The following is a 22,361-nucleotide window of genomic DNA, read 5'->3' as shown; positions in this document are numbered from 1 at the left end:
CTCAACTCCTACATTTCCAAATCTCCATCCGACATTTCATATAGGTCGCATTTATTGATTGAAGACAAAAAGCGTTCTGTCATCATTTCATATCCTTTAGCATTTGGATGGAAGAAGTCGGTGTGGTAGACCATGTTGACATTCGAATCGAACAGATCGGTGACAGGCACAAAACAGGATTTTCCATCCAAGACGGTCCGCAATTCGATAGCTTCATTCCAATCTTGGATGATTTCTTCAAATTCATGCACTTCGTCCGTCACAATTGAAAACGGATTATAGAGTCCGGCCACGACAATCAGCGCATCGCCGTTCAACAGACGGACAGTCATGAAAATCTCATCCAAGCGGTCCTCGAATCGACCTAGCTCTTGATAGAACGGGCCGGTTGTCAATTCGAACAGATTTTCTTTGACCACTTTCATGATGTCATTGCCGCCGATGGTCAACAGGATGACTTCTGCGTCTTCGATCTTGTTTCGGACATCCCGCTCACCCAATTGCTCGAGCAATTGATCGCTCCTTCTCCCCCGTTTGGCCAGATTTTCTGCCTCGACCTCCTTGACCCCTTTCCATTCGTTCATCCGGTCCGTCAAACGGCCAAAGTATCCACCCCGTTTCTGTTCATCGCCTACACCCTGCGTGAGGGAGTCTCCGAGCCCGATCACTTGAACCTCTTTCAGGATGAAATACCCGGGGATGTTCCATTTCGTGAAAGCTGTTCGATCACGTTCCGAAAAAGGCTCTGTTGAAACGGGCGGTTTCGAGCAGGCGGATAAAATCAATGAGAAGGCGATCACCAGGCCGAAAACTCTTCTCATATATGGTTTCCCCTTTTCTATCATTCGAAATCACTTTTACTCCGTGTAATACATGAAACCGATGGCGCCTTCACCTGTATGCGTGCTGATGATCGGCGTCGTGAAAGTCAGATTGATATCTTTCACACCCGAATCTTCCAACAACTTCTTCAGAGGAGCAGCCATCGCCAAACCATTGGCATGCGAAATGCCGACTCTCCGGATGATTTTACCGGCCGTCTCTTCTTTGAATGCTTTCAATAAATACGAAACGACTTGCTTATGGCTTCTCGCTTTGGCAACAGGTGTATAGACACCATCTTGCAAGGTGGCAATCGGCTTAATATTCAGCAAGGAGCCGATCATTGCCTTCCCTTTTCCGATCCGCCCCCCCTTCACGAGGTTATCGAGGATATCAACGACGACAAAGAGGGACGTCCTTTTCCGGACCCCTGCCAAATGCTCTACGATTTCCTCGACCGAATTGCCTTCCTCTGCCATTTCGGCAGCTTCCAGCACTTGGAATGTCAAGGCGTGCGAGATGAACATCGAATCGATGACGGTCACTTCGGATTCAGTCATTTCCGCTGCAGATTGCGCTGATTTCACAGTCCCGCTCATGCCGCCTGTCATATGTATGGAAATGATCGCATCTCCGTCTTTTCCAAGTTCGTCGTACAACTCCTTGAAAACGCCGGCAGCCGGCTGGGAGCTTTTGGGCAGCTGAGCCGCCTCTTTCATCAATTTCAAAAAGGAGTCCGGCTTGATATCGACCCCATCCACATACGTCGAATCATCGATTTGAATGGTTAAAGGAACGACATGGATTCCGTACTTTTCCTTGTCTTCCTCCGATAAATCAGCAGTAGAATCCGTCACGATATGAATTTTCTTCATAATATGCCCCCTATAAAAAATGGAGTAACCTTTCCGCAGCTTTTAATCGGAAAGCTTTTCATAGACAAGAAAGGAATATGGCGTGCCATCCGCCGATTGGTAGTCTTCGGAAACGCTAGTCAATTTCCATTCGTCGCCGTAGGGCGGAAAAAAGGTGTCACCTTCGAAGTGCTTTTGGATTATCGTAACGTACATCCGATCGGCAATCCCGATCGCCAAGCGGAAAATCTCCGCTCCGCCGATGATGACCACTTCGTCATGGAAGGCTTGCGCTTTTTCGATAGCGTCCGCCAATGTATGGACGACCGTTACCCCTTCCGACTGGAAATCCTCATTCCGCGTAACAACTATATTCAATCGCCCAGGCAATGGACGGCCGATCGATTCGAACGTTTTTCTACCCATGACAATGCCTTTACCCATTGACATCTTTTTAAAATAAGCGAGATCTTCCGGTATATGCCACGGCAACTGGTTCTCCTTCCCGATCACCCGGTCCGGATCATGCGCAACAAGTAATGAAATCATATCATTCTCCCTTCTTTCCATGCCAAAATTCATCAAACTGCGATGGGCGCTTTAATCTTTGGATGTGGATCGTAGTGCTCCACCATAATGTCTTCCGTATGCAAATCAAAGATGGATTTCCCTTCCATAGAAAGCTTCAAGGTAGGAAGTTTCCGCGGTTCACGGGATAGCTGCTCCTTCACCTGGTCGAGATGATTGAGATAAATATGTGCATCTCCCAATGTATGGACGAATTCACCTACCCCAAGCCCGCACTCCTGCGCGATCAAATGGATCAGTAGCGCATACGATGCAATATTGAACGGAACGCCCAGGAAAATATCGGCACTCCGCTGGTAGAGCTGGCAAGATAGTTTGCCATCGGCGACGTAAAACTGGAACAGCGAATGGCAGGGCGGCAGTGCCATATCTTCCACTTCAGCCGGATTCCACGCCGTCACGATATGCCTGCGGGAATCCGGATTCCGCTTGATGCTTTCGATGACATTCGCTATCTGGTCGATGGTATCCCCACCCTCTCCCGCAGACCAAGAACGCCATTGTTTTCCGTAAACAGGTCCCAAATCACCATACTTTCCGGCGAATTCCTCATCCGCCAAAATCCGCTCCTTGAATTTCGTCATTTCCGCCGCATAGACAGTCGCAAATTCAGGGTCTTTGACAGCCCTTCTGCCAAAGTCCGTCATATCAGGCCCTCTGTACTCCGGGCTGGTCACCCATTGTTCAAAAGCCCATTCATCCCAGATTGGGTTCCGATCCTGCACCAGCGTCCGAACGTTCGTATCCCCTTTCAAGAACCAGAGCAATTCCGACACGATCAGCCGCAGGGCGATTTTTTTTGTCGTCATCAGTGGAAATCCTTCATTTAAGTCAAAGCGCATCTGGTATCCGAATACGCTGATTGTCCCTGTTCCCGTCCGATCCTCTTTACGCGTACCGGATTGCAGGACATGCTGGCATAATTCCAGATATTGTTTCATGTTGAAACCCTCCTAGCTATAGTGTTCAGTATAGCATGGTCGGATGAGATTGAAAAACACACCGGCCCCAGATGGTTACGACAACCATTTGGGCGGTGTGTTCTTCGACCAATATATATCGCCGATTGTGTGATGCGCGTTAAATCCGTCATGGGCGATGTGATAATGGAAATTGAAGTAATAGCCTTCCAGTGGACGCTTTTCCGTGCGCACATGGAAGCGGATCAAGTCTTTCCGGGCATCCATGTCGAACACATGGAAGATTTTTTCGGAATAGTTGCCCGCCGGCCGTTCGCTGATGGCAAGCCGCCGTTTATGTACATCGTCGGAGTTTGCGAGCGTCATCTGGATCGCCTCTTCGATTTTCGGGAAAATCACTTCGTCGAATTCATCCTGGATGACCGGCCCGATTTTGGAACCGAATTTCATATAAGACAATTCTTTTGCAGACGAAATGAGCGTATCCTCGATCGACGACGGTTCTTCCATTGGCATCGGCTCGAAATCTCGCTCTGCCACACCGACCTGGAAGTCGTCCGGTGGCGTCCCTGGATGCAGTCCTGGATTGGTTTCTTCCTTCTCCTGCAAGTTTGTCCATAACTCATGGCTCGGTGAAATGGCGCCGAAGGTCAGAAGCGCAACTGCCACGACCAACGTTTTCTGCAACCATTTTTCCATCAGTTCTCACCACCCATTTGTGTACAATTTTTTAAATGCCCCTGTCTTGTTAGACGAAATACGTGGGAAATGGTTTCTTCTTTCTTCTTTTCATTGTACAATAAAAATGTATAAATGTGTGTCTTTTTGAAGGAGGGTCATACAGATGAATGTTGAACTACTTGTCGGTATCGGATTGCTCGTTTTGATTCTTTACTTAAGCTCTCTTAACTTTACGCATTGATTGCATCAGGACAAGCAGAAAAACGCCGTTTTTTCCATCAAGGAAAGCGCGGCGTTTTTCTTTATATTTTATTCAAATAGCCAAAATGGAACTTCGTGTTCGGCCGTTTGACTCGTCTCATGCCGAACCGCTCGAAAACGACTGAATCATAACGGTCTTTCACGACGACACAGCGCCTGCTGACGCGGAGCGCTTCGTTCCACCAGGCGTCTGTCAGCGGACCATGGACGCCCACTTCGCGAAGGGGCGTGAAATTGGCAGATTCCTCAATCGGCGCATGAAACATCGGATCAAGGTAGACGACATCCCATGCGTCAGCCGGTTGCGATTGTAAAAAGGAACGCGCATCTGAATGAAGAACATCGATTCGCCTCATCGCCTTTCGCAAACGATCGTCATCTGACGGAAATGTCCTCAATCCCCTTTCCGTCAAGAAGGCAACATCACGATCCGCCTCAACGCCTGTCACCTGGCCCGTTTCCCCCGTAATGTAGGAGGCCACGATGCTATCTGACGCCAAGCCGAGAGTACAATCGAGGAATGAATCACCCGCCTGCAGTCCCGCAGCTTCGACCATCGGATCCTTTTCCCCTCTGGCCAACCGTTTCAGGCGGAAAACGGCTGTATTCGGATGGAAGAAAAACGGCTTATCCATGCCGATCCGGAATAGCTCGAACCGTCCTTTTCCGGCGACGATGACGTGGGAGCCGTATCGTTGTTGAAGTCCCGCAACGGACGTTTTTCGACGTTCGACGAAAGGATAACCGAGCGCTTGGGAGGCGACCATTGCCAATTCAATCGAAACTTCGTCCGGCCGCCCTCCCGTCGTTATGATGGTGCTCACTTGCACACTTGGACGAGTACATCTGCCAGATGATCTTTGATCTGCTCCATCTGGAAATTCTCAATCTGCTCCCTCGGGATGAAGTATGCCAATGCGCCATCTTTCCATAGAGCGATCGACGGCGAACTCGGAGGCACTTCCGAAAAGTATTCCCGCATCTTTTCCGTCGCTTCCTTGTCTTGGCCCGCAAATACGGTGAACAGATGGTCCGGTCGATGCTCCGCTTCTTCCAATGCTTCGCGGACAGCTGGGCGAGCCAAGCCCGCCGCGCAGCCACAGACTGAATTGATGACGATCAATGCGGTCCCTTCCGCCGTTTCCATGATGCCCTCCACTTCTTCGGCAGTCGTCAATTCCGTGAAGCCCATCCCTACCATTTCTTCTCGCATCGGTTTATACACATTGCGCATGTACTCTTCATAAGCTCTCATAATCCGTAAACCCCTTTCTTGACTAATTATTCGTTCGGTGTCGCGGCCCTTGCTTCCGTCATCTGCTTCCATACCGAACCTTTTGCCTCTTCCCCTTCTTCAATACGGGCAATCGCCATACGGACTTGCAGTTTCACTTCGAATTCCGGATCGTTTTCCGCTTGTTTTAAGGCAGGCAGCGCCCGCTCCGTCCCGGTTTCATACAGATACATCGCGGCCCGCCAACGGACCAATTTGTTCTTATCTTGCAATGCTTCCATCGCTGCCGATTCGAAGCCCGGAAATCCGAGGTCGCTCATGCAGTCGCCCGCTGTCCGGCGAACTGCCCAGCTTTTGTCGTGCAAGGCCCGTTCGATATACGGAATGACAGCCTCGTCCTCGATCATCCCCAAATAGACGGTGGCTAAGCGGCGGATGGACATCTTGTCGTCCTGCAAAGCTTTTTCGAGAAGCGGAAGATCATCAAGGTCCGGATCGGGCATCTGATCGAGCAATTGGAAGCGCGTCTCCCATTCCGGAACATCGAACTCTACCAAAGACACTTTTCGTCCCCGTTGGCTTGTCCGCTCATGGCCTTCTTGAACATTGCGGATGATTTCTTCAAGCCGTTCATCCGGATAGGCCGCCTCGATCTCCTGGATGACGAGTTGCCCGATTTCCTCCTTCTCCCCGTAGCGAATGCCGTAATCCGCCCATTTGCGCAATAAAATATAGTTTTCCGTTTCGGAAGAATGGACCTGCTCCATCGCTTCCAGGAAACGTTCGCTCAGTCCGAACCGCTCTTCGGATTGGCTATCGAACACTTTCACCTGAAGCGGTATCTCTTTATATGTCTGAACATGGACATAGACTTCCCCGTATGTCTCGTCGACAGCTTCCTGCGCTTCTGCAGGATCCGATTGTTCATCGTTCAGCACAGCTTGCACTTCCGCCAGGATCGTTTCCCAGGCGACGTTGGCCATTCGTTCCACCGCCATGAAGTCATAACATGATAGATACCTTTGATTCCGTGAATGCCGAGCAATTCGGCTATTGGGGACGGTGCTGTTTCAGCATCGCTTTTTTTATAATTATGGGCCACGCCTTGCGGCAATTCCGTATCGAGCACGATCTTCATGGAGTTGGGGCTCGGTGTCGGTTCGATCGTTTTAATTTTCAATGTAGACTGCCTCCTCTTAATCAATTACGCCACGGCGTTATACAAGTGATTTTGCTGCATTAAATTGAATCAGCGATTTCTTGTAGATAAGACCAGCGTTCGATCAATGTTTCGTAGGTTCGGTTCAACTCGTCGAGGGCTGCGGTCATCTCCCGCAGTTTATCGTAATCGGAACCGGCCGCCGCCATTTCCTCCTCGGTCGCGGCGATCTGTTCCTCCACTTTTTCGATATCGGCCTCGATCGTTTCCCATTCCCTCTTTTCATTGTACGTCATCTTTTTCTTTGTTTCCTTCACGACGGGTTGTGCCGGCTCTTTGACGGGCGCTGGCTCGCGTGTAGGTACACTTGCGGCCATTTCCAAATAATCGGAGTATAAGCCGAAGTACGTGTCGATTTTCCCGGCGCCATCGAGCACCCATAGCTTTGTCGATGTCCGGTCGAGGAAAAACCGGTCATGTGAAATGGTGATGACGACACCCGGGAACGTATCGATGAAGGTTTCCAAGACGGATAATGTTTCCAGATCAAGGTCGTTCGTCGGCTCATCCAGCAACAATACATTCGGCTGCTCCATTAGCAGTTTCAGCAAATAGAGCCGTTTCCGCTCTCCGCCGGATAATTTCCCAGTCGGCGTCCCGTGGGTGGAAGCTGGGAATAGAAAACGTTCCAGCATTTGCGAAGCGGAAATCCGGACGCCATCCGCATCTTCGATATCATTCGAGGTGTCGCGGATGTATTCGATGATCCGTTTCGACTCCTCCATTACGGGAATATGCTGATGGAAATGTGCGATTTTGACCGTCGAACCTTTTTCGATCAATCCGCTATCCGGTTCGATTTCACCCGAAATCAGATTGAGCAATGTCGACTTCCCTGCTCCGTTCGGTCCGACGACAGCGATGCGGTCCCCCGATTGAAGGAGGAATGAGAAATCATCGATCACTGATTTGCCGTGGAAAGCTTTTGATACGTTGACCGCTTCCACCACTTTCCGTCCGAGCCGGGATGTTTTCAAAGCGACGTCCATCTCGCCCTTCTGCTCGCCTTTTTTCAATTTTTCCTCCAGCTCTTCAAATCGGCCGATTCGCGCCTTCTGTTTCGTGGAACGGGCTTTGGCACCCCGCCGGATCCATTTCAATTCCGAGCGGTACCGGTTGCGCATTTTATCCTCCGTCGCGGCCGCCATCTCTTCCCGGAGCGCCTTCGATTCAATATAATCACCGTAGTTCCCTGTGTGGGAATACAATGTGCGATTTGCGAGTTCGTAAATATGAGTGGCAATCGCATCCAGGAAGTAGCGATCATGGGTAACGAACAGGACGGCGCCCTGCTCATTTTTCAAATGATCCTCCAACCACGTGATCGAATGGACGTCCAAATGGTTCGTCGGTTCGTCCAATAGCAGAAGATCTGCCGGTTCTATCAGCACTTTCGCCAAGGAAACCCGCTTCTGCTGACCTCCCGAAAGCTCCCCCATTTTCTTATCAAAGGTATCGATGCCAAGCTTCGTCAAGATCGTTCTTGCCTTGGCATTCAAATCCCAAGCGTCCTGAGCATCCATTTCATTTTGAAGTTTCGCGAACCGCTCTTGATTAGCCGCCGATTCGGGAGTTTCGGTCAACGCCTGCAACGCGTGCTCATAATCCAAGTTCAGCCGGATGATCGGGGCATCACTCATAAAAACCGTTTCCATCACGGTCAACGTGGGATCTACTTCCGGCTCCTGCGGCAAGTAGGCAATCCGATATTGGTTCGGATGGTCCCTCGATATCGAGTCTGCCTCTTCTTCCCCTGCGATGATCGACAACAGCGTCGATTTCCCCGTCCCGTTAACGCCGATCAAGCCGACCTTTTCCCCGCTCACGATTGTGAACGCAATTTGTTGGAACAACGTTTTCTCCCCGACCGTCTTCGTCAGGTTCTCTATGATCAATTGACTCATACCTTCACTTCCATTTCTCATGACTCCATAGTTCTATCATAGCCGATTCGGGGCAGTTTTTGAAAGGGGACGACCTCCTTGAATGCAACTTAGCCGAAGAATAATGCAGGTCACCCGAGAAGCATTGTGACAGATTAAGACAGATGATACGATTTTCACATGCAATTCTATTCAGAAAGGGTGTGAAGACCATTCGTTTACAGATTGATGAATCCGAAAAATATGAGGATATTCAAATTACGATCCAGTGTCCCCGGATTGATAGCAGGCTTTCCAATTTGATTGAGCAGATCAAACAGAATTATATTTCGTTGATCGGCTTGAAAGAGGAAACTACCTATTCTCTTATCGCAGATGATTTGTATTATATCGAATCAGTTGATAGTAAGACATTTATCTACGACGAGAACCATGTTTACGAAAGCAATAAGAAATTATATGAGCTGGAAAAGCTTCTGGAAAGCACACATTTCATCCGCATCAGTAAAAACTTGATCGTTAATACGATGTATGTAGACCACGTCCGAGCCTTATTTAACGGAAGGTTTGAAGCAACATTGACGAATGGTGAAAAAGTGATTGTCAATCGGCATTATGCAAAATCGTTTAAAGAGAAATTTCTAAAGTGAGGTGTTATGAGGATATGAGTGGGTTTATCCGTTTTGTCATGATCAGTTGTATTGCCTTTACAATTAGTTTTGCATTTTATCTATTTTTTAGTTACTTATCCATTTTCCCTACTTTAGATAACCAAATGGGATTGAATATTTTACTAATTTCGCTCACCATCACAATTTTAATGTTTGCCAAGAAACAGTTTCCAATTAATCATCCCATTATTTCAAGATTACTGGAACTCGGGATTGTCATTTTCGTACTGCTGATTGCTGGAATCTTTTTTCAATTATTTCCTCTTATCTGGCGTAATGCCCTTTTTGTCTGCCTTTCCGGTTTCTTGACGTATATTGGCGTAATGGTCGTAGCCTATATTGGAAATCTGTTAAGCGCACAGGAAATCAATTCTGTGATTGCAAAAAAGAAACGGAGGATGACGGATGAATAAAATAATTGAAGTGAATCGATTGTCAAAATCATTCGGAAACGTACAAGCAGTAAAAGATATTAGCTTCTTCGTAGAAGAAGGGTCCCTCTTTTCATTTCTAGGAACAAATGGCGCTGGAAAATCGACAACCATTTCAATTTTGCTGACATTGTTGAAACAGAATGGCGGTGAAGTGAAAGTGAACGGCTATGCGATCGGAAAACAGGATCACTTCATTCGAAAGGAAATTGGCGTGGTCTTTCAAGAAAGTGTGCTGGATCCTCTACTGACTGTCAAAGAAAACTTGGACTTACGGGGATCTTTTTATGGAATGTCCAAAGAGGAACGTAAAGAGGCCATCCATAGAGTCGTGAAAATTGTCGATTGCACTTCTTTTTTGAATCAGCGCTACGGCAAATTATCAGGGGGGCAGAAACGGCGGGCAGATATTGCGCGGGCGTTAATCCACCAACCGACTATTTTGATATTGGATGAACCGACTACGGGTCTTGATCCTCAAAGCCGGAAGAGTATTTGGAAAATGATATTGCGGCTTCAAAAAGAAACTCGGATGACCATCTTTTTAACTACGCATTATATCGAAGAAGCAGCCAATTCGGATTATGTTGTTGTCATGAAAGAAGGATGCATTATCGCAAAAGGTACGCCAGAACAATTGAAAAACAGCTATTCTTCACACCAATTGTCGATAACGACGGAGAAGGAAATGGAATTGCGCCAACAACTCGCTGCGGAAGGGATTGCTGTTAGAGAGGATAAATCCTATTTCCATATTCATCTAAATGAAACGACCGATGCAATTCCCATCCTATCAAAATTTTCTTCCTACATTTCATCATTTGAAGTAAGGAAATCCAGCTTGGATGATGTTTTCATCGCTATTAACGGAAAGGATGGGAACGATGATGTACGCGTTCGCTAAACGTAATATCATGCTCTACTTCCGGGATAAGACGACTGTTTTCTTCTCGATGCTATCCGTCTTCATTCTTATCGCTTTATATGTGCTCTTTTTGGCGGACATGACGTCCGATAACTTACCCGACTTTCCATCGAAAAAGAATCTGTTGAATGCGTGGTTTATAGCAGGTATTCTTGCTGTCACATCCGTCACAACAACACTTGGAGCATTTGGCACTCTCGTAAATGACAGAGCGACTAAGATAGATAGGGACTTCTTTTCATCCCCCATATCTCGAACCGGGATTGTTGGCGGATATATAGCAAGCGCGCTTTTTGTAGGTGCTCTCATGTGCTCATTTACACTGATTGTGGTTGATGTGTATCTCCTATTTTCAACTGGCGCTCTCTTATCAATACAGAATACGATCCAATTAGGAGGCATCATTGTATTATCCGTTGTCGCAAGCGGATCGATGATTTTACTGCTCGTCTCTTTTTTCAGAACATCGAATGCCTTTGCTGCAGCAAGTATGCTGATCGGAACATTTATCGGTTTTTTAGCTGGAATCTATATACCGATCGGAAGTTTACCTGATTATTTGCATCCGGTTGTTACTTGGTTTCCCGCCTCTCATTCGGTCGCATTATTTCGGCAAGTGTTGATGGAAACTTCGCTCGCGGAGGCTTTTTTAAATGCGCCGCCAGGGATGAAAGAGTCTTTCCAGTTCAATATGGGTATTTTTTATGAGATCAATGGCAACCCTGCATCGAAATGGTTCAGTATTTTCTATCTAGTTGGAATCACGATCCTCTTTTTCATCCTTTCCCTCATTGTAATGATGAAAAAAAAGAACTAGAAAAGCATGTTCTGTGTAAAACTTTTACTTACACAGAACATGCTCTTTTGCTTTAATTCACTTTCCGGCCTTCTTTGCCGATCGATTCCCAATATGCGTCGCGGATTTGAACTTTCTGGATTTTTCCGGATGCCGTTTTCGGGAGTTCATCAACAAAGGTGATACCCGTGACCGCTTTGAAATGGGCTAGTTTAGACCTGGAAAAGTCAATGATCTCCTGTTCCGTCGCTGTCATGTTCTCACGCAATACGACAAACGCATGCGGCGTCTCCCCCCATTTCTCATGCGGCACCGCGATGACGGCCGCTTCGAGGATAGCCGGATGCCCGTAAAGAACGCCTTCCACTTCAATAGAAGAGATATTTTCCCCTCCGCTGATGATGACATCTTTTTTCCGGTCTACTATATTGATATAGCCATATTGGTCGATCGTCCCCATATCGCCTGTCAACAGATAGCCATTTTGCAGCACTTCCTCCGTCGCGGCTTCATTTTTCCAATAGCCTTTCATGACCCCATGGCTGCGAACGGCGACTTCCCCTGCCGTCTCCCCGTCATGAGGCACTTCATTCCCCATCTCATCCACGATCCGCACGTCCGATCCGATCATCGGGTAGCCGGCTTTTGCCTTCAATTGGATCTTTTCTCCATCGGACAGATGATCCAAATGGGAGCGGATAGTCGATACCAAGCTAAGCGGGGAGGATTCCGTCATGCCGTACACTTGGATGAATTCCCAGCCAAGCTCTTCCTCGACCCGGGTAATGAACGCTGGCGGCGGTGCCGAGCCGGCGATGATGACCCGAACGTCATGGTCGATAACCGGTTTATGCTGATCATGGTATTGAAGAATTGAGTTCAGAACTGTCGGTGCCATATGTAGAATCGACACTTTATGCTCTTGGATTGCTTTGATGATCGACTCTGGCGTATGCTTCCTTGCACAAATTTGCGACGCACCATTTGCCGTGTAATAGAACGGCGATCCCCAGCCGTTGACGTGGAACATCGGCAACACATGCAGAAGGACATCCTCATCCCGAACACGGAGATGGTGCATCGTGCTCAACGCGTGGAGATAATTATTCCGGTGTGTCAGCATGACCCCTTTTGGATTGCCCGTCGTTCCGCTCGTATACAATAAGCTGCAAACGTCATTTTCATCGATTTCCGTACGATCGAATGCTGCGCTGGAAAACGACGCAAGCCAATTATCGTAATCGATTTCTTTTGTCTGCGGCTCTTTGTAGTGGACGATGATTTGGCGGACTGTAGTCAGTTGGTCTTTGATCGGTTCAATCAATTCATAAAGATCTTGGTCGACTAACAGTACCTTCGATTCGCTATGGTTTAAGATGAATACATAATCTTCCGGCTTTAGACGAGTATTCAATGGAACCATGACCGCGCCCACCTGATAAACTCCATAGAAACCTTCCAACATCTCGACCGAATTCCCTGCTAAATAGGCGACATGATCCCCTTTTCGAATGCCTAAATCCTGTAGTCCCCGGGACAGTTGGTTGACCCGGCCATTCAATTCATTATACGTAAAACTGCGGCCTTCACAGTGAATGGCCTCTTTTTCACCGAATAAGATGACCGCCCGATCGAGAAATTGTGGCAATGTTAATGGTACATTCATTTCCCTACCCCCTTTGTTTTCATACAGTATATAACATTTTGATTTATCCGTCATCAGGAGAATTGGAAAGACTGGAAATCATTTCAGCGTTTCAGACAATAGAAAAGCACCCCGGAACCGAGGTGCTCTGTTATTATGCGTGGACTTTCCCTTCTGCAAGACGGGCAGCCATTTCTTTTGTTTTCTCCATGCCTTCTTCGATGATTTCGGCAGCACGGTCACGGTATTTGTTATGGCCTTCAATGATGACTTCTTCGAAATCCTGGACGCCGAAGAATTCCATGATCATTCGGATATAGCTGACGCTCATTTCCATAGCGCGCAGATGAGGGGCAGAGTAGACATCCCCGCGTGCGTTAAGGATGATCACTTTCTTTTCTGGAACCAAGCCGATCGGGCCTTCTTCCGTGTAGCGGAACGTCACGCCTGCGCGGTAGATATAATCGATGAATGTTTGAAGCGGTGCCGGGATGGTTTTATTCCATAGAGGGAATACAAAGACGACGGTATCGGCCTTCATGAAAGCATCCAATGCTTTTGTGGAAGCCGCCAGAATCCGCCGCTCAATTTCCGTCAGCTCCAGACCTTTCGATTGTTTCCCCATCGCGGAAAGAAAATCCTGCCCGAAATACGGCATATCTTCTTCGAACACGTCGAAAGTTTCAATGGCAAGCTGATCGCTTTTTGATACTTCTTCCATGAATACATCGTACATTTTACTTGTTACGGCTTGTTCGGCAGGCCGGTTATTTGCCTTGACGACTAATACATTCATTATAATCTGACTCCTTTATATGTATATATTTATCTCAAATGAAAACCAACTATCATTATAGGTGAAGAAGAAGTAAATCACAATCTGCTTGCTTGGGAAGGGATCGTGCTGCCTTTCGAGCTCGTATTAAGCCAACAAATTCAAAAAGCATGCCCATCCAGATAAGGCATGCTTTCAGCAGTCATTTTCGTTTCGTCAAACGTCCGAGCAAAAAGGCACCGGCCGCCAACCCGATCATCGTATTTGTTTTCTTCGTGAACACTTGCTTGACAACCAAATTCAAGTTTTGCGGCCTTTCGGCGAGTCGTCGCATGAAATAGCCGTACCAATCGCTGCCGAATGGAACGTACGTACAGAAATTATAGCCTTCCTTTGCGAGTTCCAATTGCATTTCGCGGCGGAAGCCATAGAGCATTTGGAATTCGAATTGATCAAACGGAATGTCATGTTCTTTCACAAACCGTTTGACATGGTTGATAATATGATGGTCATGCGTCGCAACAGAGGTGAATTTCCCGTTCAATAAATGATATTCGATCAACTTGATGAAATTAGCATCGATGTCCTTCTTGTCCTGATAAGCATATTCCGTAGGCTCTTTGTACGCCCCCTTGACGATGCGAAGACGATAGTCCTTATATTTTTGGATATCCTCCTCGGCACGATAAAAATACGCCTGAATGACGGTCCCGATATTGGAATGCTCCTTGGACAACTCTTCCATAATATCAAACGAAGGCTGCAAGTGACTATGATCCTCCATATCGATATTGACGAAAATAGAATAACCGTCCGCCCTCTCCACGATTTCCCGCAAATTAGCCAGACAGAAATGATAGTCAATATCCAAGCCAAGCTGTGTCGGTTTCAATGAAATATGGGCATCCACTTCATGTTGATGGATTGCTTCAATAACTTCCAGAATCTGTTCCTTAGCAGCGGTCGCTTCGTCCTTATGATTCACAAATTCCCCGAGATTATCAACCGTACACGAGATGCCATGCGCGTTCAATTCTTTAATGCTTTGAATCGTTTCCGGTATATTCGTCCCGGCTACGACGCTTTGCGCACCAAGCTTCAAACCATATCGTTTCGCCGCATTATTGAGAAACTGATTTTGCGATAATCCGATAAACAAATCCTTTAGCATGACGCATGCTCCTCAAACTGATGTATTTGTTTTCAGTATACCATTTGCAATTCTTCCGTATTCCGATATCGCACATCATTTATCTTTACCATTCTTCCTTTTGAATAAAACCCGCAAAAGCAGCATCACTTTTGCGGGTCTTTGTTCAAATATGAAATTGGCCAACAATTTTCTCGAGCTCTTGCGACATATGGCTCATTTCGTTTGAACGGCTCGCCACTTCATCGATGGAAGCGGAAGTCTGTTCCGTCGCGGCCGAGATATTATTAGAAGCGTCTTCGATTAACCGGATCGATTGCGTCAACTGATTGATCAGCTCGACGACTCGCTTGGAACTTTCAGCTTCCGCCGCCGTCGTCTCGGAAATCATGCTGATCTCCTCTACCGTTTCCGCAACCGCTCTTGAAATTTCGCTAAGCGATTCCGCCGTCAATCGGACGGTCTCCGTTCCTGTCTCGATCAATTTCGTGCTTTCCGTTGTCGAATGGACGACGTCGCGGATGCTCGTCGTAATCTCCTGAACAAGCTTTTCCACTTCTAATACTTCTTCGTTCGATTGCTCCGCCAGTTTCCGCACTTCGTCAGCTACGACAGCAAACCCTTTTCCGTGTTCACCGGCACGGGCCGCCTCAATGGACGCATTGAGCGCCAGCAAGTTCGTCTGTGCGGCGATGGCAGAGATGGAACCTGTAATATCTTGGATTTTTTTCGTCGAGTCGATCAGGTTTTGCACAGTCACGCTTGCCTCATTGGATGAGTTGCGGATCTTTTCCATATCCTCCCGGATTTCATTGGCCCGACGCTGCCCTTCTTGTGAAATCTCCATCGTGTTTCTTGAGTTCTGGACGGTGACATCTGCTTTTTCCCGTGAATCTTGCAGCCCTTCCGCTAATGAATGCAGGATAGACGATGCGTTTTCCGCATTGGATGTCCCATCGGAGATGGATTCTACCGTGTGTACCATGTTCTGGGCCACTTGCTGGACCGCCGCCTGCATTTCATTCAAAGTGGCTGCCGTTTCGTGGGAATTTTGACTTAACTGGACGGATGTCGACTGCATCGTCCCGATCATTTCCCGTAAATTGGCCGTCATGGTGTTCAACGTCCGTCCAAGATCTCCGACTTCGTCATGCCCTTTGACGACCGTATCTTCTATCGCCAGATTGCCGTTCGCGATTTCCTTCGCGTGGGCGATCAAAGAAGAGATCGGTTTCGTTTTTCTGCGAATCAAGTACAACGTGATAACGGAGGCGATCAACATCGGAATCAAGCTGATCAAAATACCGTTTCGGACGACATCCCAAGTCCGCTCACCTACGATGGAGCCATCAAAATCAATGACGCTGATCGCAATGATTTCATTATTCGAATCGTGATCCTTGAAAATTGGAGCATAACCCGAAAGCCGCTGCATCCCGCCCGCCTCATAGAGTTCCGAATAGGTCGGGTGCTTCATGGAAAGCAACATATCGATCGCTTTCTCATCCATATGGAACGAATCACCCGGCTTGAAACCTTTGTCGCGCAAGTTATCATCCAATGCCAGGATGGTTCCGTCAAGATCCAGGATGTATTGGGTTTCGAATATCTCTTTGTGGTTGATCGTCCAGTTTAATTGGTTGCCAACCGCTTCCCTCGTAGCCTGATCCCCGGCCAGCATCTTTTCAACATCGTCGGGACGAATCAAACCCGTCGTAATATTCGCGCAACCGTACGCTTCCACACCGGCTGCGTCATATAATTTGTCATATGCTGTTTTGTATGTGGAAAATGAAGTGATGGCCAACATGGCAATCATTATACCTACAATAATAGTTCCAAGTTGCACCGTTAATGTCTTTCGCATCGCTCTACCCCTGTCTTTGAAGAAAATGGATCTATTGGAGATTGTCTCAGTTCCTATAATACTCTTTATTTCGACAGAAACAAAGAGATTTTAAGAGAAAATTAGGACAAATGAAGCAGAATTGTTAAATATATATGGCAAATATCAGTTTTTACAAACGAAACGAGTAAAATGAAGTTCTATAGGAATATAGATTTATGGATTACTTTTGAAAACTAATAAGTTCTATTGGCACCATTCCTTGCTTGTCAGGTCCGATAGAAATTACAAATATGGCTTGGCTTTTCAAGAAACCATATTAAAAAACTTTTCGTTAATCCGAGCAACTATTTACGGGGGAGCTATGGACCCGAATTATTTAAGTTGGTAACCAACCAGGTATTTGCAGTTAGTGCTAGATGGAGACAAGAAAAAAGCACCCGTTGCGATATCGCATCGAATGCTTTAACTACTTTTCCCATCGTAATCATAGACAGTATTTACAGCCGGTTTAGGATTGCTGGGAGGTGTGATGACAACCATACTTGATCTTCATCGCCGTGTTACTTCAGGTTGGTGTGAAGATCTTCACTTTCAGCAAACCTGAAAATCTTCTACCATTTTCAGCGATTTTAAAGCTAACAATAAATGAAACTGACGCATCGGGTTCTTCAAATCATCTTGCAATACATCCTTAATATTGGACATCCGATAACGCAAACCGCTGATCGACAGCATCAGATCTTCTGCCGTCTTCTTCAAATTCCCACCGTGTTGCAAATACATATACAGTGTTGTCATCCATTCCTTATGCTGATCCGTCTCCCCGTACAAAGGACCCAATTCAATACGGGCTAACGTGCGGATCGAATGGTGATCTTTTGAATTGACGAATATCCCGAGGATCCCCAACTCATCGAAGTGAATGATCGGTTCTTTTGACGTTGCAAGCTGTGTGGAAGTTAAGGCCTCTTCAGTTATCTCCTTCACATTATTTAAATCTTTTGTCGTTGAACTAACTCCGATATAACATCTTATTTTTGAAAAAAACTTTTCTACCCGCTCGTAAAAACGTTGCGGTCCATCCTTTAAACTTGGATGAGTGCGTGCCGCGGGAATAAAAATTAAAATTCCGTTCGCCCGTTGGACCATGAGCACTTCAAAATCTTTTTCAATGAAAAACTGAAACACTTCATCGTAAAAGTCTGCAAAAATGGACAAATGCTCTTCTTTATCCATATCAATATACTCTATGGATAAAAATGCAATATGATAGGCACCTTCCCAATCGATGTTCATTACTTTCAACTCGCGTGCAATTTGGTCATCGGATTCAAATTCGTTGGCAAGTATCTTTTCAAACAACTGTCCTTTCACACGCTCATTTGCATCGAAAATATTTTTTTTATTCATATAAAGTAAGCTGCAAATGGATCCTAAGCGCCCAATCAACATCTGTTCAATTTTGCTTTGCCATTGTGAAGGCTTATCTTTGTAAATAAAAGAGCAATACCCGATTACTTTCTGATTCAGGAAAATGGGGGCGATCAATCGGTAGTGGGACCCGCACGGAATGCATTGCTTTTCCCTAAATACCCATTCACTATACTTGCCCATAAATTCCTTTTGAAAGATTTCAGCCTGTGTTTTTGTACAGTTTTCGTAATCTGTGACAGTTCCATAAATATTTTGAATAATTATCGGCAGTGTTACATACTCCCGCATAATAGATAAAATATCCTGCGGATTGTCAGTATTTATAAGTTCATCCGTTAAGCGGTTATGGATATCCATTACTTTTTTCAATTGATTATTTTCCAACATCAACTGCTTGTCCGTGCTCGTATAAGACGGATTATGGAGCAGCGGCGAACCCGACTCATTCGGATGCTGGGAGACTTGCACCTTCCAAGTTAAGCACCCTGGTTCAGTCGAAGTTACAATTTTAGCAAGTAATTCCTCTTGTAAATTTGTAGAAAAATAGCCACTCAAATAGCCCGAGAATAGATTCTGTGCCTGCGTCGTTGAAAACACGGGAGATTCGGCCGTCACAAGGTAAGTTCTTTGTTTTCGATCCAAGCATTTTACTTCTATATAACGAATTTGAAATATTGCTTTTGTTACTTCTTTAAAAGATTCATCACTTTTTTCTGGTTGATAAGACAACTCGCTCCCCATCGTAAACCCCATTTGATAGTACATCCAATCAGATGACTCTATGTACGAGGTCGCTTTTTCAATGAATGGAACCAATTCAAAAGGAGGAACCTTCAGTCCATCCGATTCCACCTTTTTTTCTTCGCCCGTTTGCCGCTGACCATTGCGAATCAAAGAGATCTCATCCAAGAACATAGGATTCCTCCTTCGAATTACTTCAAAGCAATACAAATATTTTTGGCTTCCGTAAAGAATTCGAGGCTATGATGCCCTCCCTCCCGGCCAATTCCACTCTTTTTAAAGCCGCCAAATGGAGCGCGTAAGTCTCTTACAAACCAACAATTCACCCAAATCGTCCCTGCACGGACAGCATGTGAAATACGATGCGCACGCTGTAAATTTTCCGTCCAAACAACCCCATTCAAACCGTATTCTGTGTTATTCGCTATGCGAAGGGCTTCTTCCTCCGTTTCAAAAGGAATAATCGTCACAACAGGCCCGAAGATTTCGTCTTGGCAAATTTTCGCATTGGAGTCTTCATGAACATAAATAGTAGGTGCAATATAATAGCCGTTTTTTAGCGCTTCAGGAAGTTCGGGACGTTTTCCTCCAGTAATGAGTGTCGCGTTTTCCTCCTCCGCAATTTCCAAATACCGCATCACTTTGTCGTATTGCTCTTCACTGACGAGCGGTCCCATTTTTGTCTCCGTATCTTGCGGATCGCCTACTTTTAACTGTTCAGCTGCCGCTTTATACTTGGCGATGAATTCGAGTAAAATGGATCGCTGTACAAGAATTCGCGAACCGGCCAAACAGACTTGCCCGGAGTTAAGGAATGCAGCTGTAATGGACACAGGTACAGCCTTCTCTAAATCGGCATCTTCAAAAATGATATTCGCCGCTTTGCCACCGAGTTCAAAGGAAACCTTTTTTAATGAATCTGCACCGTTTTTCAAAATTTGCTTCCCGGTCGCAGTAGAACCTGTAAAGGAAATCAAATCGACATCTGCATTTTCCGTCAACCAGGTCCCCACTTGACGACCTTTCCCATGAATGACATTGACGACCCCATCTGGAATACCCGCCTGTGCCGCGATTTCGCCCAATAAGGACACCGAAAGCGGAGTCATTTCAGCCGGCTTGATCACAGCAGTATTTCCCGCTGCCAAGCAAGGCCCCAACTTCCATGTCGTCAACATGAACGGCGCATTCCACGGTGTGATCAACCCTGCCACGCCAACCGGTTCATAGCGGGTATAATTCAAAAAATTGTCTTCCATCGGGTACACTTCTCCACCCTGCTGCTCAACAAAGTCCGCGAAAAATTTTAAATTATGGGCAGCACGTGGGACTTCGGATGAAAATGCGTGATCATATGGCTTTCCGACATCAAGCGCTTCAAGCCGTGCAATCTCCTCCCGCCTTTCCAGGATAATTTCCGCCATGCGACGGATTTTTGCGCACCGCTCCGCAACGGTCATCGTCCTCCATGGCCCGCTATCAAAAGCTTCCCTTGCGTGCCGACATACTTGACGTACATCCTCTTCACTCGCTTCAGCCACGTAGGCAATGATCTCCTGATTTGCGGGGTTCTTCACTTCAAATGTATCGGCGGTTGACGATTCTTGGTAAGCACCATTTACATAATGAAGGATTTTGCGTATATCGCTCCCTGTCTTGATCATCGGCTTCCCTCTCTCCTCTTAGAAATTGACTCTCCCGCTATTCCCCAATGGGCCGGCTCTATCTCTTGAATTAATACACGCACCGATTCTTTCGGCGCTCCCAGTACATGTACCGCGCTTTCGGTCAACTCTACGATAAGTTGCTCTTTCAATTCTGGGGGCCTTCCTCGTTCAATTGTTACTTGAATGAATGGCATTACGCTTCCTCCCCAAATGACACATGAATCGTCCCTAATCCGTCAAACGATGCGCTGAAATGGTCTCCAGGTTTAATGGAAATGGCCTCACTTAATGAACCGCTTAAAACAACTTCCCCTTTTTTAATGTGCTGTCCACGCTTCAGCAATTTATTCGCCATCCATGTGATCGCTGAAAGAGGATTGCCCATAACTGCGGCGGATGTAGCCGTTGAAAGCACCTGGCCATTTTTTCTAAAGACGATGCCCATTAACCGCAAATCGATTTGGTCCAGTTTGCAATATTGATTGCCTAGAATATAACGAGAGGACGATGAATTATCCGCGACGGCATCCAGCAACGTAAATTTAAATCGCTCAAAACGGCTATCAATCAGTTCAAAGGCAGGAACGACATAATCGATCGCCTCTGCAATTTGAGCGGATGTAATATAAGGCCCGGTAATATCCCGCTTGAAAATGAAGCCGATTTCCGGTTCCAATTTCGGATGGATAAACGATTTCAACGAATGGGTTTGTCCTTCCAAGAGCAGCATGTTTTTCAGTAACACACCATATGACGGCTCATGCACTCCCATCATTTGTTGTTTGGCTTTACTCGTTAATCCTAATTTCCATCCCGATTGCAATGTCTGTTCCAGCCTGCATTTTTCCCGGATCAATTTCTCCTGAATGTCATACGCATCATTTTCCGTAAATGATTCCAAATGACATGCAAACTGTTCAACTGTTTCTGCGTTTCTTTCAGCTTCATACAAACTTCGGACGATATCTTTGGCTACCATCATCGGCATTTCATTTCCCCCCTTCTTTAAAAACGGCGGATACGGACCCGATATGGGCAAATTCAGCGATGAAGGCGTCTCCATCCTTTGCATCCACTGCCGAAGTAAAGGCACCTGTCAAAATAATTTCACCCGCCAACAAAGGAACATTGAATTCTGCTAAGGCGTTGGCGAGCCACACGACAGCATAAATAGGGTTGCCAAGCACATTGGCACCTGCTCCATTTTGAATGATTTCACCGTTTTTCGTCACGACCATGCCCAGTGTTTCTAAATTGAGACCTTCCAGCTTGACCCCTTTGCTGCCTAGCACGACTAAAGCCGAAGAGCCGTTGTCCGATACAGTATCTTCAAATTGGATTTGCCAGTCTGCAATTCTGCTATCAATAATTTCAATCGCAGGCAGTATATAATCAGTCGCTTGGATGACATCCAATGGCGTAATCTTGGGGCCGATTATATCCTCCTTTAATACAAAAGCAATTTCACATTCCACTTTCGGCTGGATTAACCGCTCCAACGGGATTACATCGCCATCCATATAGACCATCGTGTCAAGCAAATGGCCGTAATCTGGCTTGTCTACACCGAACATTTGCTGGATAGCCTGACTCGTCGCCCCGATTTTCTTCCCGACAATGGTAGCGCCTGCATTCTTTTTCGCTTCCACGAATTGAAGTTGGATTTGATAGGCTTCCTCTAAATTCAAGTTAGGATATTGTGACGTTAGCGGGGCGATCGTCTTTTTCGACCGCTCCGCTACTAGAAGTTGTTCTGCTATTTCCGTTACTGGAATCATCCATTTCCCTCCTTCACAATTGCCGATGCTAATCGCT

General features: G+C 46.4%; 21 protein-coding genes and 1 pseudogene. 4 read left to right on the top strand and 18 right to left on the bottom strand.

The window, feature by feature from the left end; all coding sequences use genetic code 11:
* Nucleotides 1-8 precede the first annotated feature (8 nt).
* From OXB_RS12715 to OXB_RS12675, 9 genes and pseudogenes are all read right to left on the bottom strand, one after another.
* Nucleotides 9-821: a GDSL-type esterase/lipase family protein gene (locus OXB_RS12715; protein ID WP_041074769.1), complete on the bottom strand. Its 813-nt coding sequence runs from the start codon at nucleotides 819-821 to the stop codon at nucleotides 9-11.
* Nucleotides 822-857: 36 nt separating this feature from the next.
* Nucleotides 858-1,697, bottom strand: a complete 840-nt coding sequence (locus tag OXB_RS12710) for a DegV family protein (RefSeq protein WP_041074766.1) — start codon at nucleotides 1,695-1,697, stop codon at nucleotides 858-860.
* Nucleotides 1,698-1,739: 42 nt separating this feature from the next.
* Nucleotides 1,740-2,225, bottom strand: coding sequence for a dihydrofolate reductase (locus OXB_RS12705; RefSeq protein ID WP_041074764.1), 486 nt, complete (start codon nucleotides 2,223-2,225; stop codon nucleotides 1,740-1,742).
* A gap of 32 nt (nucleotides 2,226-2,257) precedes the next feature.
* Nucleotides 2,258-3,205: a thymidylate synthase gene (locus OXB_RS12700; RefSeq protein WP_041074762.1), complete on the bottom strand. Its 948-nt coding sequence runs from the start codon at nucleotides 3,203-3,205 to the stop codon at nucleotides 2,258-2,260.
* Between the two features lie 75 nt (nucleotides 3,206-3,280).
* A complete protein-coding gene (locus OXB_RS12695; RefSeq protein ID WP_041074760.1) occupies nucleotides 3,281-3,883 on the bottom strand; it encodes a YpjP family protein in 603 nt (200 codons plus the stop codon).
* Nucleotides 3,884-4,167: 284 nt separating this feature from the next.
* Nucleotides 4,168-4,950, bottom strand: a complete 783-nt coding sequence (locus OXB_RS12690; RefSeq protein WP_052484196.1) for a class I SAM-dependent methyltransferase — start codon at nucleotides 4,948-4,950, stop codon at nucleotides 4,168-4,170.
* On the bottom strand, nucleotides 4,947-5,381 hold the full coding sequence (locus OXB_RS12685) for a BrxA/BrxB family bacilliredoxin (protein ID WP_041074757.1): 435 nt from the start codon (nucleotides 5,379-5,381) through the stop codon (nucleotides 4,947-4,949). Before OXB_RS12685 ends, OXB_RS12690 begins: the two co-directional genes overlap by 4 nt.
* 26 nt (nucleotides 5,382-5,407) lie before the next feature.
* Nucleotides 5,408-6,540 (bottom strand): annotated as a pseudogene (locus tag OXB_RS12680) (virulence factor).
* A 59-nt stretch (nucleotides 6,541-6,599) separates the two neighbouring features.
* Entirely contained in the window at nucleotides 6,600-8,483 is a 1,884-nt protein-coding gene (locus OXB_RS12675; protein WP_041074756.1) for an ABC-F family ATP-binding cassette domain-containing protein, read from the bottom strand.
* 143 nt (nucleotides 8,484-8,626) lie between these two features.
* Between OXB_RS12675 and OXB_RS12670 the strand changes: the two genes are divergently transcribed.
* From OXB_RS12670 to OXB_RS12655, 4 genes are read left to right on the top strand one after another with little or no spacing between them, the layout of a single operon-like run.
* Nucleotides 8,627-9,112 carry a LytTR family DNA-binding domain-containing protein gene (locus OXB_RS12670; RefSeq protein WP_084212470.1) on the top strand — a complete coding sequence of 162 codons (486 nt, stop codon included), beginning with the start codon at nucleotides 8,627-8,629 and terminating at the stop codon, nucleotides 9,110-9,112.
* Between the two features lie 14 nt (nucleotides 9,113-9,126).
* Nucleotides 9,127-9,546, top strand: a complete 420-nt coding sequence (locus tag OXB_RS12665) for a hypothetical protein (RefSeq protein ID WP_041074755.1) — start codon at nucleotides 9,127-9,129, stop codon at nucleotides 9,544-9,546.
* Nucleotides 9,539-10,468 (top strand): ABC transporter ATP-binding protein, encoded by a 930-nt coding sequence (locus tag OXB_RS12660; RefSeq protein WP_041074754.1) that lies wholly within the window; start codon nucleotides 9,539-9,541, stop codon nucleotides 10,466-10,468. The genes OXB_RS12665 and OXB_RS12660 overlap by 8 nt, the downstream gene beginning before the upstream one ends.
* The gene (locus OXB_RS12655) at nucleotides 10,449-11,306 is read left to right on the top strand and encodes an ABC transporter permease (RefSeq protein ID WP_231860313.1); all 858 of its coding nucleotides are present in this window, start codon (nucleotides 10,449-10,451) and stop codon (nucleotides 11,304-11,306) included. The genes OXB_RS12660 and OXB_RS12655 overlap by 20 nt, the downstream gene beginning before the upstream one ends.
* Nucleotides 11,307-11,358: 52 nt before the next feature.
* On the opposite strand, the gene OXB_RS12650 is transcribed toward OXB_RS12655, so the two are convergent.
* The 9 genes from OXB_RS12650 to OXB_RS12610 all read right to left on the bottom strand — a co-directional run bounded on the left by OXB_RS12650 (nucleotide 11,359) and on the right by OXB_RS12610 (nucleotide 22,324).
* Nucleotides 11,359-12,951, bottom strand: a complete 1,593-nt coding sequence (locus OXB_RS12650; protein ID WP_041074750.1) for a long-chain-fatty-acid--CoA ligase — start codon at nucleotides 12,949-12,951, stop codon at nucleotides 11,359-11,361.
* 133 nt (nucleotides 12,952-13,084) lie between these two features.
* On the bottom strand, nucleotides 13,085-13,726 hold the full coding sequence (locus OXB_RS12645) for an FMN-dependent NADH-azoreductase (RefSeq protein ID WP_041074748.1): 642 nt from the start codon (nucleotides 13,724-13,726) through the stop codon (nucleotides 13,085-13,087).
* A gap of 181 nt (nucleotides 13,727-13,907) precedes the next feature.
* Complete coding sequence (locus OXB_RS12640; RefSeq protein WP_041074746.1) at nucleotides 13,908-14,876, bottom strand: proline dehydrogenase family protein; 969 nt, start codon at nucleotides 14,874-14,876, stop codon at nucleotides 13,908-13,910.
* A 145-nt stretch (nucleotides 14,877-15,021) separates the two neighbouring features.
* Nucleotides 15,022-16,722: a methyl-accepting chemotaxis protein gene (locus OXB_RS12635; protein WP_041074744.1), complete on the bottom strand. Its 1,701-nt coding sequence runs from the start codon at nucleotides 16,720-16,722 to the stop codon at nucleotides 15,022-15,024.
* A 573-nt stretch (nucleotides 16,723-17,295) separates the two neighbouring features.
* Complete coding sequence (locus OXB_RS12630; RefSeq protein WP_144399701.1) at nucleotides 17,296-19,089, bottom strand: PucR family transcriptional regulator; 1,794 nt, start codon at nucleotides 19,087-19,089, stop codon at nucleotides 17,296-17,298.
* A complete protein-coding gene (locus OXB_RS12625; RefSeq protein WP_052484020.1) occupies nucleotides 19,071-20,543 on the bottom strand; it encodes an aldehyde dehydrogenase in 1,473 nt (490 codons plus the stop codon). The genes OXB_RS12630 and OXB_RS12625 overlap by 19 nt, the downstream gene beginning before the upstream one ends.
* A complete protein-coding gene (locus OXB_RS12620) occupies nucleotides 20,540-20,740 on the bottom strand; it encodes a tautomerase family protein (protein WP_041074741.1) in 201 nt (66 codons plus the stop codon). Before OXB_RS12620 ends, OXB_RS12625 begins: the two co-directional genes overlap by 4 nt.
* The gene (locus OXB_RS12615; RefSeq protein WP_052484019.1) at nucleotides 20,740-21,534 is read right to left on the bottom strand and encodes a 2-keto-4-pentenoate hydratase; all 795 of its coding nucleotides are present in this window, start codon (nucleotides 21,532-21,534) and stop codon (nucleotides 20,740-20,742) included. The genes OXB_RS12620 and OXB_RS12615 overlap by 1 nt, the downstream gene beginning before the upstream one ends.
* 1 nt (nucleotide 21,535) lies before the next feature.
* Nucleotides 21,536-22,324 (bottom strand): 2-keto-4-pentenoate hydratase, encoded by a 789-nt coding sequence (locus OXB_RS12610; protein ID WP_173426016.1) that lies wholly within the window; start codon nucleotides 22,322-22,324, stop codon nucleotides 21,536-21,538.
* Nucleotides 22,325-22,361: the final 37 nt, after the last annotated feature.

This window comes from Bacillus sp. OxB-1, assembly GCF_000829195.1.
Lineage (GTDB): Bacteria > Bacillota > Bacilli > Bacillales_A > Planococcaceae > Sporosarcina.
The sequence above is the reverse complement of the archived record's forward strand: the minus strand, read 5'-3'. Positions and strand labels throughout refer to the sequence as shown.

What these genes read in the sequence shown, in the direction of transcription:
- OXB_RS12695 (WP_041074760.1), bottom strand. Translation starts at nt 3,883, where the DNA reads ATGGAAAAATGGTTGCAGAAAACGTTGGTCGTGGCAGTTGCGCTTCTG.
- OXB_RS12670 (WP_084212470.1), top strand. Translation starts at nt 8,627, where the DNA reads ATGATACGATTTTCACATGCAATTCTATTCAGAAAGGGTGTGAAGACC.
- OXB_RS12640 (WP_041074746.1), bottom strand. Translation starts at nt 14,876, where the DNA reads ATGCTAAAGGATTTGTTTATCGGATTATCGCAAAATCAGTTTCTCAAT.
- OXB_RS12665 (WP_041074755.1), top strand. Translation starts at nt 9,127, where the DNA reads ATGAGTGGGTTTATCCGTTTTGTCATGATCAGTTGTATTGCCTTTACA.
- OXB_RS12715 (WP_041074769.1), bottom strand. Translation starts at nt 821, where the DNA reads ATGAGAAGAGTTTTCGGCCTGGTGATCGCCTTCTCATTGATTTTATCC.
- OXB_RS12710 (WP_041074766.1), bottom strand. Translation starts at nt 1,697, where the DNA reads ATGAAGAAAATTCATATCGTGACGGATTCTACTGCTGATTTATCGGAG.
- OXB_RS12635 (WP_041074744.1), bottom strand. Translation starts at nt 16,722, where the DNA reads ATGCGAAAGACATTAACGGTGCAACTTGGAACTATTATTGTAGGTATA.
- OXB_RS12610 (WP_173426016.1), bottom strand. Translation starts at nt 22,324, where the DNA reads ATGATTCCAGTAACGGAAATAGCAGAACAACTTCTAGTAGCGGAGCGG.
- OXB_RS12645 (WP_041074748.1), bottom strand. Translation starts at nt 13,726, where the DNA reads ATGAATGTATTAGTCGTCAAGGCAAATAACCGGCCTGCCGAACAAGCC.
- OXB_RS12675 (WP_041074756.1), bottom strand. Translation starts at nt 8,483, where the DNA reads ATGAGTCAATTGATCATAGAGAACCTGACGAAGACGGTCGGGGAGAAA.
- OXB_RS12660 (WP_041074754.1), top strand. Translation starts at nt 9,539, where the DNA reads ATGAATAAAATAATTGAAGTGAATCGATTGTCAAAATCATTCGGAAAC.
- OXB_RS12620 (WP_041074741.1), bottom strand. Translation starts at nt 20,740, where the DNA reads ATGCCATTCATTCAAGTAACAATTGAACGAGGAAGGCCCCCAGAATTG.
- OXB_RS12615 (WP_052484019.1), bottom strand. Translation starts at nt 21,534, where the DNA reads ATGCCGATGATGGTAGCCAAAGATATCGTCCGAAGTTTGTATGAAGCT.
- OXB_RS12685 (WP_041074757.1), bottom strand. Translation starts at nt 5,381, where the DNA reads ATGAGAGCTTATGAAGAGTACATGCGCAATGTGTATAAACCGATGCGA.
- OXB_RS12655 (WP_231860313.1), top strand. Translation starts at nt 10,449, where the DNA reads ATGATGTACGCGTTCGCTAAACGTAATATCATGCTCTACTTCCGGGAT.
- OXB_RS12705 (WP_041074764.1), bottom strand. Translation starts at nt 2,225, where the DNA reads ATGATTTCATTACTTGTTGCGCATGATCCGGACCGGGTGATCGGGAAG.
- OXB_RS12700 (WP_041074762.1), bottom strand. Translation starts at nt 3,205, where the DNA reads ATGAAACAATATCTGGAATTATGCCAGCATGTCCTGCAATCCGGTACG.
- OXB_RS12650 (WP_041074750.1), bottom strand. Translation starts at nt 12,951, where the DNA reads ATGAATGTACCATTAACATTGCCACAATTTCTCGATCGGGCGGTCATC.
- OXB_RS12625 (WP_052484020.1), bottom strand. Translation starts at nt 20,543, where the DNA reads ATGATCAAGACAGGGAGCGATATACGCAAAATCCTTCATTATGTAAAT.